The 13,553-nt window shown below is 63.5% G+C and carries 15 protein-coding genes and 1 pseudogene; 9 read left to right on the top strand and 7 right to left on the bottom strand.

Going from position 1 to position 13,553, the window contains the following annotated elements; translation table 11 throughout:
• Window positions 1-13 precede the first annotated feature (13 nt).
• Window positions 14-229: a hypothetical protein gene (locus VGO12_RS17950; protein WP_327514099.1), complete on the top strand. Its 216-nt coding sequence runs from the start codon at window positions 14-16 to the stop codon at window positions 227-229.
• 17 nt (window positions 230-246) lie between these two features.
• Here the strand turns inward: VGO12_RS17950 and VGO12_RS17945 are convergent, their stop codons facing one another.
• Window positions 247-1,233, bottom strand: a complete 987-nt coding sequence (locus tag VGO12_RS17945; RefSeq protein ID WP_327514098.1) for a GlxA family transcriptional regulator — start codon at window positions 1,231-1,233, stop codon at window positions 247-249.
• A gap of 108 nt (window positions 1,234-1,341) precedes the next feature.
• On the opposite strand from VGO12_RS17945, the gene VGO12_RS17940 reads away from it, so the two are divergent.
• The gene (locus VGO12_RS17940; protein WP_327514097.1) at window positions 1,342-1,983 is read left to right on the top strand and encodes an HD domain-containing protein; all 642 of its coding nucleotides are present in this window, start codon (window positions 1,342-1,344) and stop codon (window positions 1,981-1,983) included.
• Window positions 1,984-2,039: 56 nt separating this feature from the next.
• Here VGO12_RS17940 and VGO12_RS17935 read toward each other — a convergent pair whose 3' ends face one another.
• Window positions 2,040-2,942, bottom strand: coding sequence for a LysR family transcriptional regulator (locus VGO12_RS17935; RefSeq protein WP_327514096.1), 903 nt, complete (start codon window positions 2,940-2,942; stop codon window positions 2,040-2,042).
• Between VGO12_RS17935 and VGO12_RS17930 the strand changes: the two are divergent.
• Window positions 2,921-3,553, top strand: a pseudogene (locus VGO12_RS17930) (type 1 glutamine amidotransferase domain-containing protein); the annotation flags it as partial. The gene VGO12_RS17935 and the pseudogene VGO12_RS17930 overlap by 22 nt on opposite strands.
• 96 nt (window positions 3,554-3,649) lie before the next feature.
• Here the strand turns inward: VGO12_RS17930 and VGO12_RS17925 are convergent.
• Window positions 3,650-4,123: a VOC family protein gene (locus VGO12_RS17925; RefSeq protein WP_327514095.1), complete on the bottom strand. Its 474-nt coding sequence runs from the start codon at window positions 4,121-4,123 to the stop codon at window positions 3,650-3,652.
• A 238-nt stretch (window positions 4,124-4,361) separates the two neighbouring features.
• Here VGO12_RS17925 and VGO12_RS17920 point away from each other — a divergent pair, with 238 nt between their 5' ends.
• Window positions 4,362-5,120: an SDR family oxidoreductase gene (locus VGO12_RS17920; RefSeq protein ID WP_327514094.1), complete on the top strand. Its 759-nt coding sequence runs from the start codon at window positions 4,362-4,364 to the stop codon at window positions 5,118-5,120.
• Window positions 5,121-5,262: 142 nt separating this feature from the next.
• Window positions 5,263-6,000 carry a glutathione S-transferase family protein gene (locus VGO12_RS17915; RefSeq protein ID WP_327514093.1) on the top strand — a complete coding sequence of 246 codons (738 nt, stop codon included), beginning with the start codon at window positions 5,263-5,265 and terminating at the stop codon, window positions 5,998-6,000.
• 128 nt (window positions 6,001-6,128) lie between these two features.
• On the opposite strand, the gene VGO12_RS17910 is transcribed toward VGO12_RS17915, so the two are convergent.
• From VGO12_RS17910 to VGO12_RS17900, 3 genes are all read right to left on the bottom strand, one after another.
• Window positions 6,129-6,506 carry a hypothetical protein gene (locus VGO12_RS17910; protein ID WP_327514092.1) on the bottom strand — a complete coding sequence of 126 codons (378 nt, stop codon included), beginning with the start codon at window positions 6,504-6,506 and terminating at the stop codon, window positions 6,129-6,131.
• Between the two features lie 10 nt (window positions 6,507-6,516).
• A complete protein-coding gene (gene yghU / locus VGO12_RS17905) occupies window positions 6,517-7,431 on the bottom strand; it encodes a glutathione-dependent disulfide-bond oxidoreductase (protein WP_327514091.1) in 915 nt (304 codons plus the stop codon).
• Between the two features lie 129 nt (window positions 7,432-7,560).
• Window positions 7,561-7,968, bottom strand: a complete 408-nt coding sequence (locus VGO12_RS17900; protein WP_327514090.1) for a GNAT family N-acetyltransferase — start codon at window positions 7,966-7,968, stop codon at window positions 7,561-7,563.
• Between the two features lie 220 nt (window positions 7,969-8,188).
• Between VGO12_RS17900 and VGO12_RS17895 the strand changes: the two genes are divergently transcribed.
• Window positions 8,189-9,157 carry a TerC family protein gene (locus tag VGO12_RS17895; protein ID WP_414650743.1) on the top strand — a complete coding sequence of 323 codons (969 nt, stop codon included), beginning with the start codon at window positions 8,189-8,191 and terminating at the stop codon, window positions 9,155-9,157.
• A 103-nt stretch (window positions 9,158-9,260) separates the two neighbouring features.
• Here the strand turns inward: VGO12_RS17895 and VGO12_RS17890 are convergent, their stop codons facing one another.
• Entirely contained in the window at window positions 9,261-10,676 is a 1,416-nt protein-coding gene (locus VGO12_RS17890) for an aldehyde dehydrogenase family protein (RefSeq protein ID WP_327514088.1), read from the bottom strand.
• A 96-nt stretch (window positions 10,677-10,772) separates the two neighbouring features.
• On the opposite strand from VGO12_RS17890, the gene VGO12_RS17885 reads away from it, so the two are divergent.
• The 3 genes from VGO12_RS17885 to VGO12_RS17875 all read left to right on the top strand — a co-directional run bounded on the left by VGO12_RS17885 (window position 10,773) and on the right by VGO12_RS17875 (window position 13,507).
• Window positions 10,773-11,732: a LysR family transcriptional regulator gene (locus VGO12_RS17885; protein WP_327514087.1), complete on the top strand. Its 960-nt coding sequence runs from the start codon at window positions 10,773-10,775 to the stop codon at window positions 11,730-11,732.
• A 139-nt stretch (window positions 11,733-11,871) separates the two neighbouring features.
• Window positions 11,872-12,390: an RNA polymerase sigma factor gene (locus VGO12_RS17880; RefSeq protein ID WP_327514086.1), complete on the top strand. Its 519-nt coding sequence runs from the start codon at window positions 11,872-11,874 to the stop codon at window positions 12,388-12,390.
• Between the two features lie 103 nt (window positions 12,391-12,493).
• Window positions 12,494-13,507, top strand: a complete 1,014-nt coding sequence (locus VGO12_RS17875) for a FecR family protein (protein WP_327514085.1) — start codon at window positions 12,494-12,496, stop codon at window positions 13,505-13,507.
• Window positions 13,508-13,553 lie beyond the last annotated feature (46 nt).

Raw genomic sequence — 13,553 nt, 5'->3', positions numbered from 1 at the left:
ACGGGGTGCAACAATGACCTCTCTTATCCGGACGATCCATCGCTGGACGTCGCTGATTTTCTCGCTCGCCGTTGCGGCGATCTTCGCAGGCATGGCCCTGACGACGCTGCCCGAATGGGTCTATCTGACGCCGCTGCCGCCTTTGGCCGTGCTTGTGCCGACCGGCCTCTATCTCTTTGCGCTTCCCTATATGGGAAAGCAGCGGGGCAGGGCTCAGGCGGCCGGGTAACCGGCGTCGGCAGAAAGCTAATCAGCGAGAATGGCGGGATTGGCGAAGCGCCGGCGATACTCAGCCGGCGTAACGCCGACATGCCGGACGAAGGCGCGGCGCAGCGTATCGGCATCGGCAAAGCCGCAGCGGGCGGCGACCTGCTTGGGCGCTGCATTTTCCCCTTCGAGAAGTTGGCGTGCGGCGTTGATGCGCGCCTCCTCGACCCATGTTGCCGGCGTGATCCCGACTTCGCTGCGAAACAGCCGGGAGAAATGGCGCGGGCTGATCTCCATCCGCTGCGCGAGGTTTGCGACGCTGTGATCAAGGGCCGGATGGGCCGCCACCCAGCGCTGAAGCGCCTGAAGTGCCGAGCGACCGGCCGGCACGGCCTGGCCCTTGCGGCTGAACTGCATCTGCCCGCCGGGACGCCTGAAGAACATCACCAACTGGCTTGCGACCCGCATGGCGATCTCGTGGCCGAGATCTTCCTCGACCAGCGCGAGCGCAAGATCGAGCCCGGCGGTGACGCCGGCCGCCGTGCGCAACGGTCCATCGCTGACATGGATTGCATCCGCCTCGACGGTCACTTCGGGAAAGCGCCGTGCGAGCTCTGCGGCCACGGACCAGTGGGTGGTCACGCGTCTTCCTTCAAGCAGGCCTGCGGCGGCGAGAAAGAAGGCGCCGCTGCAGACCGATCCGACGCGCCGGACCGTGGGCGCCCGCTGTCGCAGCCACCCGAGCACGGCCTCGTTCGCCGGAACCACCGCTGCATTGGGACACCCGGCGACAAGCAGAGTGTCGATCGGATCGACAAAGTCGCGATCGATGACGCGGTCCGGCATCAGCCGGATGCCTGACGAACTGCGGAGCGGTCCCGGCTCAGCGGTGGCGACGAGGAGACAATAGGCCGCGCGGCCGACTTGCGCATTCGCTTCCGCAAAGACATCGAGCGGGCCCGATACGTCGAGAAGCTGCACGCCCGGCGGTGCCACCATTACGACCGTTCTCGTCTTCGCCTGCATCTGCGTCCGCCTCGATCCGGCATTGTCCGTTTTTGACGTGTCACGTCGATTGCAGCCAGTCTAGGCGATTTCTAACCTGTTGGCGAGATGAGAACACAGGAGAAAGCAATGCCGTTTATCGCCGTAGACGCCGCCATTCCCGACAGCAAGCTGACCAAGGCAATCACCGAGTATATCCGCGATACCGAGACCGAACTGCTCTTCAACCACTCGAGCCGCGTCTACCATTTCGGCGCACTTGCAGGCATCCATCGTGGCCTGACCTTCGACCGGGAGCTACTTTATGCCGGTGCGATGTTTCATGACATCGGTCTGATGCCGAGCCACAGCAGCAAGCATGAACGCTTCGAAGTCGACGGTGCCCATGCCGCCCGCGATTTCCTGCGAAGCCACGGCATATCGGAGAACGACGCCTACACGGTCTGGACGGCGATTGCCCTGCACACGACACCGGGCGTGCCCGAACACATGCATCCGGTCGTGGCGCTCGTGACCGCCGGCGTCGAGATGGACGTGCTGGGGCTCACCTACAGGCAATATTCCGATGCCGAACGCGAGGCGGTGGTCAGCGCCTTCCCGCGTACACCCGACTTCAAGGAGGATATTATCCAGGCCTTCTATGACGGCATCCGGCACAAGCCGAACACCACCTTCGGCAACGTCAAGGCCGATGTCATCGCCGACAAGGAACCGCACTTCCATCGCGGCAATTTCTGCAGCGTCATTCGCTGCTCACACTGGCATGGCTGACGCGCAGTTGGCGGGAGGGCCTGCCGCGCAGCGCGCGGTAAACCCTCGGGCACTGCCTACTCCAAAAGGCAATCGATCAACGCGCGCGTCGCTGCCGAGAGGTTGCGGTGCGGCGGATAGATGAGGGAGAAGGGCCGCGAGCGGCCACCGAACTCCGGCAGGAGCTCGACCAGACTGCCGCGCGCCAGGCGCTCGCGCACGACAAAATCATAGGTCTGGCAAATACCGAGCCCGGCTTCCGTCAGGGACACGGTACCGAGTACATCGTCCGCCACCCGGATCGGTCCATGGGGCATCCAGTCGAGATACGCTCCGTCGACGCGAAACAGCCACGGTGCCGGACGGCCGGTGCTGGGCATGATGAAGGGCAGGCACGTGTGCGCCGCGAGCTCCTCGAGCGAACCCGGCATTCCGCGTCGCGCGATGTAACCGGGAGAGGCGACTAACCGCAGCGGCGCATCCCCGAGCTTCCTGCCGATCATCCCGCTGTCGGGCAATTGGCCGAGGCGGATGGCGAGGTCGTAACCTTCGGCGACGAGATCGACGTTGCGGTTGGCGATCGACAGTTCGACGGCAACCGACGGATGTTTGAGCGCGAAGCGCGTCAGTTTCTCCGGCAGCTGGTAGTGGCCATAGGTCGTGGACGCGCTGAGCCGCACCCGACCGGCAACGGCGCCTTCGCCCTGAACGGCGCGTTCGGCCTGTTCGATTGTCTCGAACGCCGCGCGGACCTGATCGAGATAGATGCGCCCTGCCTCCGTCAGGCTGATGCGCCGCGTCGTCCGTCTTACCAGCTGGGTGCCCAATTTCGTTTCCAGCCGGGTGATCGCCCGGCTCAGCACGGAAGGCGTGGTCGCCAGCGCGACCGCTCCTGATGTCATCGAGCCCTTGTCGATGACCGTGATGAAGGCCTCGACGTCGGCGAGGTGATCGAAGCAAGGGCGATGGCGGCAAGCCAACCGGCTTCTATCTCGGCGAAGTCACCCATCCGCTCGCCGTGCTCGAAGCGGCTGGGGCAACCGTCGAGTTCGCCTCGATCAAGGGCGGGGAACCGCCGGTCGACGGGCTCGATCTCGAAGACAAGACCAATGCCCGCTACTGGAACGACGAAACGTTCCGCGCCGCGATCCGCACGACGGCGAAGCTCGAGGATGTCGAGGCTTGGCGCTACGCAGCCGTTTTCTTTGCCGGTGGCCATGGCGCCATGTGGGACCTGCCCGAAAGCGCTGCGGTTGACCGCGTCACACGTGAGATTTTCGAAGCCGGCGGTGCGGTCGCTGCCGTTTGTCACGGCCCGGCGGCGCTGGTGAATGTCAGACTGTCGGATGGCAGCTATCTGGTGGCCGGCCGCAATGTCAGCGCCTTTACCGACGCCGAGGAACGTGCCGTGGGGCTCGACCAGACGGTGCCGTTCTTGCTTGCGAGCACGCTCGTCGCGCGGGGCGCGACACATCATCCGGCCACGGACTGGACGTCAAAGGTGGTGGTCGACGGCCGGCTGATTACAGGCCAGAACCCGCAGTCGGCAACCGCTGTCGGGGAAGCGCTGCGTGACGTCCTTGCCGCCTGAGCTTTGGCCGCGTGCCGGCACGAAACCAGTGGCTTGCAGCCGGCGATGCATCGCTGGCCGCAAGCCCGAATATGACAGGCAGACGGCGACAAACGGTCAGCCGCGTCGCGCCCGCTCGATCGCAGCGACGTCGATCTTGCCCATGTCCATCATGGCTTCGAAGGCGCGCTTTGCCTCGGCCCCGCCGGCGGCCATCGCTTCCGTCAGCACACGGGGGGTGATCTGCCAGGAAATGCCCCACTTGTCCTTGCACCAGCCACAGGCACTTTCTTTTCCGCCGTTTCCGACGATGGCGTTCCAGTAGCGATCGGTTTCTTCCTGGTCGTCCGTGGCGATCTGGAACGAGAAAGCCTCGCTGTGCTTGAACATCGGCCCGCCATTGAGGCCGAGGCAGGGAATACCGGCAACGATGAAGTCGACCGTCAGCACGTCGCCTTCCTTGCCGGACGGATAGTCACTCGGCGCCCGATGCACGGCAAGGACTTTGCTGTCGGGAAAGACCTCGGCGTAGAAGCGGGCGGCGGCTTCGGCGTCCTTGTCGTACCAGACGCAAATCGTGTTCTTTGCCATTGCGGGTTCCTTTCGCTTTGGAGCCGTCCGGCTCCGTTCGCCCAACCTGACCTGCGCAGATAGGTCGGAAATCCCATTTCTCCACCCCCAATTGACGCCATTCGGCGGGCGGGTCGCCCGGGGCCCCGGATGAAATGCCAATCGTTCACCGTGAAGTGCGGTTGGAATTTCAACCGACGATACCTAACTGTGCCGCTTGCAGACCCGCGCCCAGGGCGCACATATTCAGAGGATACACATGATGCAATTGGATGGATCTGTCGCGGTGATCACCGGAGCCGGCCGCGGTCTCGGGGCGGCGTTGGCCTATGTCCTCGCCAAAGCGGGATGCGACCTTGTCCTTTGCGGGCGCAGTGCAAAGGCGCTCGGCGACGTCGCAGACGCGATCACCGGCAAGCTTGGCCGGCAGGTGCAGACCATCGCGCTGGATCTGGCGGACGCCCAAAGCGTTTCCGGGGCCATCGACAGCATCAAGGCCGCCAATCCCCGCATCGACATCCTCGTCAACAACGGCGCGATGTGGCTTGAAGACACGGGCGAAGACCATGAGGTCGCCGAGGTGCTTGGCGTCATCAACGCCGCCGTCACCGGGACCTTCCTGTTCACCCAGGGATTGATGCCTCTGCTGAACCGTTCCTCTCGCCCGGATATCGTCACCATCGGGTCGATCAGCGGGCTGCCGAACGCAGCACTTCAGACCGCGTCCGTGCCGTTCTATGCCGCCAAGAGAGCGCAGGCGGCGCTCGCGGACGGTCTTCGCCAGAAGCTCTCCGGCACGCCAGTGCGCTCGCTGGCCGTGCATCCGCCCTATCTCGACGACGTCTCGCCGCTCGATGCCGCATGGGATGCCGCGGGCGAACGGCAAAAGGGCGAGGCGGCAACCAACCGGGACATCGCAGAGGCCGTGCTGTTTGCCCTGACGCGGCCGCGGCACGTGACGTTGTCGATCACGGTCGACGCGGACGAAGGCGGCCTCTTCCCCGCATCCGCCGTTTAGCCCGCCCGCCCGGGCTGTTGCGTCAGCGCGGCGCCGACAATGACCCATCGTCTGCAGACATAGACGATGGGTCTATATTTCACGGACTACAGAGCCAACGTCCACGTCGATATATCCATGACATCAACAATGGAGAAACGACATGCACAGCATCTCTGAACCGATCTTCACCTCGGGCTTTCCGCTCGGCAGCTCGGCTGGCCTCGTCACCGCCTTCGAATGGCTCGGCCAGCCCTATCGCCTGACCCGGGTCGACATGCTCGGCGACATGCGCACCGACGCCTATGCGCGGTTCAACGGCCGGGTGGAAACACCTGTCCTGGTCAGCGACGAAGGGCACGTCTTGACCGAGACGATGGCCATCGCGCTGTGGCTCGAGGCGCGCGATCACGAGCGCCGCATCAGTTTCGCTCCCGGCAGCGTCGAAGCGGACCGGATGCATCAGTTTATCGCCTTCCTCAACACCGGCTTCACCGGCGCGTTCTTTTCGATGTGGGTGGCCCTGGAAGCGGAAGGGGCCAGCGAGGACTATCGTGAAACGCTGCGCGCCTTCGGCCGCGAATTTGTCGCCAAGCGCCATGAGCAGCTTGAGGCGATGATGGGCGAAAGCGCCTATCTCATGGGCGACCGTCCGACGCTTGCCGATGCGGTTTTTGCCGGCGTCGCCCGCTGGGTCGATTTTCACGAGGCGATCGATCCCAAGGACTACGCACGCGACTATCCACGCATCAATGCCCTGCGTCGGCGCATCGAGGCCGACCCGGCGTTCCGCTTTGCGCTGGCAATCGAGGATGGCGAGCCCGCCAAGGGCAGCGGCGCGATGAAAGGCCTCGTCCCGCTGAACGACGTGCTGAAGATGACGGGCGCGCTCGGAGCGTGACCTAAAAAAGAAAGGCGCACCGACGAACGCGGTGCGCCTCCTCAAATGCCTGCCGCCACGAGGCGGCCTGAGCCCTCTGTCACGCACTTCCGCACGGAAAACCGTTACACACGGTTCCTGGAATTGCCTCAGACCTCGAAGACGTCCGCAAACGATTCCGGGAAGCTCTGGCGGGCAACCTTCTCGTTGATGATGAGCATCGCCTCATAGGACACGGGATCGAAATCCTTGTCGACCGGCAGCACCTCGCGTCCGAACAGCAGGTTCAGCCGGGCGGCATCGAGATTGCCGCGCTCGAAGGGTTCGGCGCCGAAATGATGCCAGAGGGCGTGGAGGAAGGCCGCGTCGATGCGGTGCGCCCCTGAGCCTGGCCGGGCATGACGGGGCAACGCCTTGATCGGCGTTGCCCCCTTGGGATTGGCCCGACGGATGACGAACTGGATGCCCGTGCCCGGCATGGCGTAGGGAAAACCCCGGTGTTTCGTCATATCAGCCAACTTGGCCATTCCGTTCTCCTTACGCGGTCTGCTTCTCGACGATCTTGTCCTCAGTCTTCGTGTCGAAGTCGGAGGCGTCGTGCCGCTCATGCAATTGTTCTGATGGATCGCCGCTCAGCCGGTTGACCATGCGGCCGCGCTTGACGGCCGGCCGGGCAGCGATTTCAGCCGTCCAGCGCTGGACGTGCTCGTAGCTTTGTACCTCAAGGAAGGTGCCGGCGTCACCATAGGCCTGGCCAAGTGCCAGATTGCCATACCACGGCCAGGTGGCCATGTCGGCGATCGTGTATTCGCTGCCGGCCAGGTAACGGTTGTTGGCGAGGTGGCGATCCAGCACGTCGAGCTGGCGCTTCACTTCCATGGCGTAACGGTCGATGGCGTATTTGATCTTCATCGGCGCATAGGCGTAGAAATGGCCGAAGCCGCCGCCGAGGAACGGTGCCGAACCCATCTGCCAGAACAGCCAGTTGAAGGTCTCGGTACGGGCGCGAAGCTCGCTCGGCAGGAAGGCGCCGAATTTTTCAGCCAGATAAAGCAGGATGGACGCCGATTCGAAGACGCGGACCGGCGCGCCGCCGCCCTTGGGCGCGTGGTCTGACAACGCCGGGATCTTGGAGTTCGGATTGACGTCGACGAAGCCGGAGCCGAACTGGTCGCCATCGCCGATGCGGATCGGCCAGGCATCGTACTCGGCGTCCTTATGGCCGGCAGCCAGGAGCTCTTCGAGCAGGATCGTGACCTTCACGCCGTTCGGCGTCGCCAGCGAATAAAGCTGCAGCGGGTGCTTGCCGACCGGCAGATCCTTGTCCTTGGTCGGGCCGGCGATCGGGCGGTTGATGCTGGCAAATGCGCCGCCATTGCTCGTGTCCCAGGTCCACACTTTTGGAACGTCGTAGCCAGCGGGAAAATTGTCAGCGGGGGACTTTTCGGTCATCAAATCTGTCCTTGTCTTGACGGATACGTCGAACGGTCGTGTTCGCCTTATATAGGAAGTTCATCAAGCCACCACATCACCCAGGCAGCGAGCACGGCCATTCTCAATGACGGGGTGCTGGAGGATTTTTTATCCGAGGCGGATGAGACCGGCGTCCGTCGCGACGAAGCCGCAGCTGCCGAAATAGAAATTTCGAAGGTGCGGATCGAAGTCGACATGCAGCCACTCGCATCCCGAAGCCTTGGCATGGGCCACCGCTTCTTCGACCAGGCGCGTGGCGTAGCCCTTCCGCCTCGATGGCGCAGCGACCATTGTGTCGAGCAGGAAAGCGTGAACGCCGCCGTCCCAGGCGACGTTGACGCAGCCGTCGAGCACGCCTGACCTTCGCATGCAGACCCAGCCGAGGCTGAAGCGGTTGACCTGGTTCCACCAGTCGTCGTCGCTCACGGCATGCTCGAAGCACGCGGCGTGCAAAGCGTTCAACTCCTTGTTTTCAAACGGTCCACGCCAGGCGAAGCGTGCATCGCACTCTTGCATTCTTACCCCCGCGGGTTGCGCGCCAATGGTCGGACAACGTCTCGGATTGTTACACGAAAAAAATCGCAACGGCGCACTTGATCTCGCAAACGGGAACGCCTATCTGCCGCCTAACCCGCTGGTCCGGGCCCCTCTGGCGAGAGCTTCGGCACTCTTGCGATGTCGGACCTTATTCCGACAACATGTGCCGATTGGGGACCCGTCTGTGGACTTTTCCTTCATGTCTGACGTGTGGCTGGGAACGCCACTGTGGCTGTGGGCGAGCTTTTTCGCCCTCGTGATCGCTATCCTGTCGTTCGACCTTGGTATTCTCCATAAGGAGAACAAGGAGATCAACGTTGCCGAAAGCGTCAAGCTTTCCGCCTTCTACATTGCGCTTGGCCTGAGTTTCGGCGGCTTCGTGTGGTGGTATCTCGGTGCCGAGTCCGGCCTTGCCTACATGACCGGCTTCGTCGTCGAAAAGACGCTCGCGCTCGACAACGTCTTCGTCATCGCGCTCATCTTCTCCTTCTTCGCTGTCCCGCGCATCTACCAGCACCGCGTGCTCTTCTGGGGTATCCTCGGAGTCATCGTGCTGCGTGCGATCATGATCGGCGTCGGCGCGACTCTGGTCGCAGAATTCTCCTGGGTTCTCTATATCTTCGCCGCCTTCCTCGTCTTCACCGGCATCAAGATGCTGGTGATGAAGGAAGCCGAGCCCGACGTTTCCGACAATGCGCTTGTCCGCTTCATGCGCAGCCGTTTCAACGTCACCGAAGAGCACCATGGCGAGCGCTTCTTCGTGAAGCTCGTCAACCCGAAGACCGGCAAGATGACCTGGTTCATCACGCCCCTCTTCATGGCCCTGGTCATGGTCGAGGTCGCTGACGTGATCTTCGCCGTCGACTCGGTACCGGCAATCTTTGCGATCACCACCGACCCGTTCATCGTCTACACGTCGAACATCTTCGCTATCCTCGGCCTGCGCGCGCTCTACTTCGCTCTTGCTGCGATGATCCACCGCTTCCGCTACCTGAAGCCCGCTCTTGCTGTCGTCCTGATCTTCATCGGTTCGAAGATCTTCGTCGCCGACCTGCTTGGCCTTGAAAAGTTCCCGGCTGCCCTCTCGCTGGGCGTCACCTTCGCGATCATCGCGGCGGGTGTGGTCTGGAGCCTGGTGAAGACGCGCGACGAGCAGCAGCCCGCATAACACCCTCCCCGGAGACATGACCTGAGAATGCGGCGGCCCAAACGGGCCGCCGTTTTCGTTTCGGCGTCGCGCGGGACCACGCGCCAGGACGCGGGTACGGTCGCTACCCGATGATCGCCTTCGGCTCGAGGAAGGCTTCGAGCCCGAACGGACCGAACTCGCGCCCGATGCCGGAATGCTTGAAACCGCCGAACGGTGCCTGGGCGTCCGCCGGCGTTTCATTGATCACCACCCGCCCGGCCTCGAGCCGTCGGGCAACGGCGCGCAGGCGATCATGGTCGGCGCCGAGCACATAGGATTGCAACCCGTAGTCCGTGTCGTTGGCAAGGGCAATCGCATCGTCTTCGTCCTCATAGGCAAGGACGCTGAGCACCGGGCCGAAGATCTCCTCGCGCGCGATCCGCATGTCGTTGGTGACGCCGGAAAAAACGGTCGGTCGAACGAACCAGCCGCGCTCCAGTCCCTCCGGCCGGCCCTCGCCTCCGACCAAAATCGTCGCGCCCTCCTCGCTCCCAAGGCGGATATAGGACTGGACCCGCTCCCACTGCCTGGCGCTCACCATCGGACCGATATCGACGGCGGGATCGCTGGAGGGGCCGACCTTGAGTGCTGCGACGGCCTCTGCGAGACGCGCGGTGACTTCCGCGTATCGTCTTTTCGAAACCAGCAGCCGCGTTCCGGCAATGCAGGCCTGTCCGCTGTTGCGAAAGGCCGAGGCGAGAATGCGCGGCATGGCGTGATCAAGGTCCGCATCGTCGAGCAGGATCTGCGGTCCCTTGCCGCCGAGTTCGAGCGTCACGCGTTTGAAGGTCTCGGCGGCGCTGCGCAGGATCGTCCGTCCGGTCGTGGTCGAGCCGGTGAAGGTGATCTTGGCAATGCTCGGGTCCCGGCTGAGTTCAGCGCCGACGACGTGGCCGGTGCCGTTGACGACGTTGAGGGCACCGGGCGGCAGGCCGGCTTCGTGGATGGCTTCGAGCAGCGTCTGGGTCTGGATCGCGCTCATTTCCGACGGCTTGATCACGATCGTTGTTCCGGCGGCAATCGCGGTGGCGAGCTTGGTGCAGATGAAGCCGATATTGCTGTTCCAAGGCGTGATCGCGGCGGCCACCCCCACCGGCTCCATGATCACGTCGGCGTTGCCGATCCTGCGCGTGAAGGCATAGTCGGCCACCGTCCTTGCCGCCACGTCGAACACGTTCGACGCGTGGGGCACGGAGAAGGCCAGGAAGGACTGCGGCGCGCCGTATTCTGCGGACATGGCCGCGTGCAGCGCTTCGGATCTGGCGGCAACGGCATCCCGCAGCGCCTGCAGCATGGCCACACGCTCGGCCACCCCCGTGCGCCGCATGGCCGGGAAAGCCCTTTTGGCCGCCGCAACCGCGGTGTGAGCGTCCTCTTCGTCGCCGAGGCGGACCTCGCCGATCTTCTCCTCGGTCGCCGGATTGAAGAGGTCGAAGCGCTCGCTGCCGTGGGGCGTGGCAAAGACACCATCGACGTAAATCTGTTCAATATACTTCATCGTGCGGGTTCCTGTTGCGATGACAGGGATATGCATCCGGACGATCGTCAGGTTAAGATCATCAATCCTAGACAGCTTGATAAGGAAAATCGCGCAATGAAAGCCAGTCTGTCGGAACTGGAGGCGGTGACGGCGATCGCGCGGCTCGGCGGCTTTCGTGCCGCGGCGCGGGAACTTGGCGTTTCGTCGTCATCGTTGAGCCATGCGGTGCTGGCGCTGGAGGAACGGCTCGGCGTGCGCCTGTTTAACCGGACGACGCGGTCGGTGGCGCTGACGGCAGCGGGTGAGGCTTTCGTATCGGAGATCCTGCCGGCGCTCGCGGCCATCGAGGGCGCAGTCGAGCGCGTGGCGGAATCCCAGGCGCAGCCGTCCGGAACACTGAGGCTCAATACGTCGCCCGGAGCGGCAAGGATGGTGTTGCGGCCGCTGCTCGTCGAATATCTGCGGCGCCATCCACAGATGAGCCTGGAGGTTGCGACCGACAACGCGCTAGTCGATATCGTTGCGATGGGTTTCGACGCCGGCTTCCGGCTGGCCGAAGCGGTTCCGCCGGACATGATCGCCGTTCCGGTGTTCGACCAGTCGCAGATGGTGGTCGTGGGGTCGCCAGATTATTTCCGGAACAGAACGGTGCCGCGGCGGCCGGGTGACCTCCTGCAGCACGCCTGTATCCGCGCGCGCATGGCAAGCGGCCGGATCTACCACTGGGAGTTCAGCCGCCGCGGCGAAAGCGTCGAAATCGATGTGCCGGGTCCGCTCATCCTCGACGACAGCGATCTCATGCTCGAAGCGGCGCTCTCAGGCGTGGGACTGGCCTATCTGTCCGAACATGCGGTGCGCGAGCACGTCACGACCAGGCGGCTCCTGCAGGTGCTGGACGACTGGACACCGCCCTATGACGGCCTATGCCTCTATTTCCCGGGTCGCCGGCATGTGCCGGCCATGCTCAGGGCTTTGATCGATCTAGCGCGAGAGATGCGCTCTGGCCGCAGCCGCGCAGATGCCGGGGCTTCCGAGGTCCTGGCGTCCACCGGCACCGCAGCCGTGAAAAAATAACATGAGTATTAAAGACAAGTTTATTTCCGCGTGCTAAGAGATCGCCGCGTTCGTGGAGCCGACCGGCCGTCGATCGCGTCTCGGCGCGCAGCGCACATGGAGCTGGGCGCCAAACCGAGGTTGTTTTGATCGGATCCCCATGGTCGACATGGAAACGCGCCATCAGGTCTATTTCGCCAATCGTACCGCACTGGTCGCCTATGCGACGCGCATCGTCGGATCGCGCGAAACGGCCGAAGATATCGTGCAGGAGGCGTTCATCCGGTTTGCGCCGGCAAACACCAACGGCGCCTCCGCAGAGAAGTCGTCCGGCCTGTCACTCGCCTATCTTTACCGCATTGTCCGCAACCTTTCGCTCGATCTCATCAAAAGACGCAGGATCGAGACGCGGGACGGCGAGCCGCCTTACTGGTCGATGCCGATCGAAATGCCCACACCCGAGGACGTCGTTCTCGTGACCGACGAGATCCGCCGCGTATCCGACATTCTCGCCGATCTTCCGCAAGAGGTCAGGGTCGCTCTCGAAATGCACCGCTTCGGCGGCTACACGCTCGAGGAGGTCGCAGCCCATCTCGACATCTCCGTGGCGACCGCGCATCGCCACGTGCGCACCGCCATGATGCGCGTTGCGACAACTCTGGCGAGAGATGCCTCCTAAAAATTAGGGGGCAGGTGAAAAAAAATCCTGCGCTATTCGTCTTTGTGACAAACCATGCGTATCCGTACCTCTTTCGCCGACCACGCAACCATCAGGCCGCACTTTGACCAAGGACAACCACATTCCCGAAGCGTTGCTTGAAGAGGCGATGGACTGGTTCCTCGAGCTGAAGGCACGCCCGAACTGTCGGGATACGCAGGCGGCGTTCCAGGCCTGGCTCGGACGGTCCGACCTGCATGCCCGTTCCTGGGAGGCGGCGCTGAAGACGTGGCAACTGCTGGGCGAGGTGCCTCCGGTTCACGAGGATCTCTGGCGCGGCGCAAGACCGCCGGCCGCGCATCAGCCGTCGAGCCGCCGGGCGCACAGGACGGCCAGCGGCCGGGCGGCCAGGAGCTTGGCCATTGGTGCGACGGTTGTGGCGCTTGCGGCCTGCCTTGTCGTTTTGGTCTCGCTTCCTTCGCTCCTGGTCTGGTGGCAAGCAGACCATGTGACCGGGACTGGGCAAAAAAGCACGATTGCGCTTGCGGACGGAACGATCATCGAATTGGCCGGCGGGAGCGCGATCGCGACGGAGATCGGCGCCAGCGTGCGGCATGTCAGGCTGTTGAAGGGCGAGGCCTTCTTCACGGTGGCGCGCGACCCCTCCCGTCCCTTCGTCGTCGATGCCGCCGGCGTCGAGGTCTCGGTCCTCGGAACCGCCTTCGACGTAGCGCTCGCGAGCACGGAAACGACGGTCGAGCTGGCGCACGGAACGGTGGCTGTGTCCTACAGCGGATCCGACCACAAGCAGAATTTCGAACTGGCGCCGGGCGAAACGGCAACCGTGGCGCATGCGACCGGGGCTGTGACCCGCAGCGCAATTGCGCCTGATGAAATCGGCGGGTGGCGGGACGGCAAGATGTTCGTCAACAATGTCACGGTTGCCGCCGCGGTCGAGCGCCTGCAGCGCTACCACGCCGCCTGGATCACCATCCCGCAATCGGGTCTAGCCGAGAAAAGGGTGACCGGCGTCTACGATTTGAGCGACCCAGATCACGCGCTCCAGGCGCTGGTGCAACCCTTTGGCGGCAGGGTTCACGCCGTGACGCCCTACGGCCGCGTTCTGACCCAGTTTTAATTTGAGTCAAAAAATCAGGAAAAATTCGCTGCCCGGTGAAAAAAAA

The organism is Ensifer sp., from assembly GCF_035999135.1.
In the GTDB taxonomy this organism is placed as follows: Bacteria; Pseudomonadota; Alphaproteobacteria; order Rhizobiales; family Rhizobiaceae; genus Ensifer.
The sequence above is the reverse complement of the archived record's forward strand: the minus strand, read 5'-3'. Positions and strand labels throughout refer to the sequence as shown.

Bases quoted from the DNA above. Each gene is read 5' to 3' on its own strand.
- VGO12_RS17895 (WP_414650743.1), top strand. From the start codon at position 8,189: ATGTCTGACGTGTGGCTGGGAACGCCACTGTGGCTGTGGGCGAGCTTT.
- VGO12_RS17925 (WP_327514095.1), bottom strand. From the start codon at position 4,123: ATGGCAAAGAACACGATTTGCGTCTGGTACGACAAGGACGCCGAAGCC.
- VGO12_RS17890 (WP_327514088.1), bottom strand. From the start codon at position 10,676: ATGAAGTATATTGAACAGATTTACGTCGATGGTGTCTTTGCCACGCCC.
- VGO12_RS17920 (WP_327514094.1), top strand. From the start codon at position 4,362: ATGATGCAATTGGATGGATCTGTCGCGGTGATCACCGGAGCCGGCCGC.
- VGO12_RS17900 (WP_327514090.1), bottom strand. From the start codon at position 7,968: ATGCAAGAGTGCGATGCACGCTTCGCCTGGCGTGGACCGTTTGAAAAC.
- VGO12_RS17950 (WP_327514099.1), top strand. From the start codon at position 14: ATGACCTCTCTTATCCGGACGATCCATCGCTGGACGTCGCTGATTTTC.
- VGO12_RS17880 (WP_327514086.1), top strand. From the start codon at position 11,872: ATGGTCGACATGGAAACGCGCCATCAGGTCTATTTCGCCAATCGTACC.
- VGO12_RS17915 (WP_327514093.1), top strand. From the start codon at position 5,263: ATGCACAGCATCTCTGAACCGATCTTCACCTCGGGCTTTCCGCTCGGC.
- VGO12_RS17945 (WP_327514098.1), bottom strand. From the start codon at position 1,233: ATGCAGGCGAAGACGAGAACGGTCGTAATGGTGGCACCGCCGGGCGTG.
- VGO12_RS17940 (WP_327514097.1), top strand. From the start codon at position 1,342: ATGCCGTTTATCGCCGTAGACGCCGCCATTCCCGACAGCAAGCTGACC.
- VGO12_RS17910 (WP_327514092.1), bottom strand. From the start codon at position 6,506: ATGGCCAAGTTGGCTGATATGACGAAACACCGGGGTTTTCCCTACGCC.
- VGO12_RS17885 (WP_327514087.1), top strand. From the start codon at position 10,773: ATGAAAGCCAGTCTGTCGGAACTGGAGGCGGTGACGGCGATCGCGCGG.
- yghU (WP_327514091.1), bottom strand. From the start codon at position 7,431: ATGACCGAAAAGTCCCCCGCTGACAATTTTCCCGCTGGCTACGACGTT.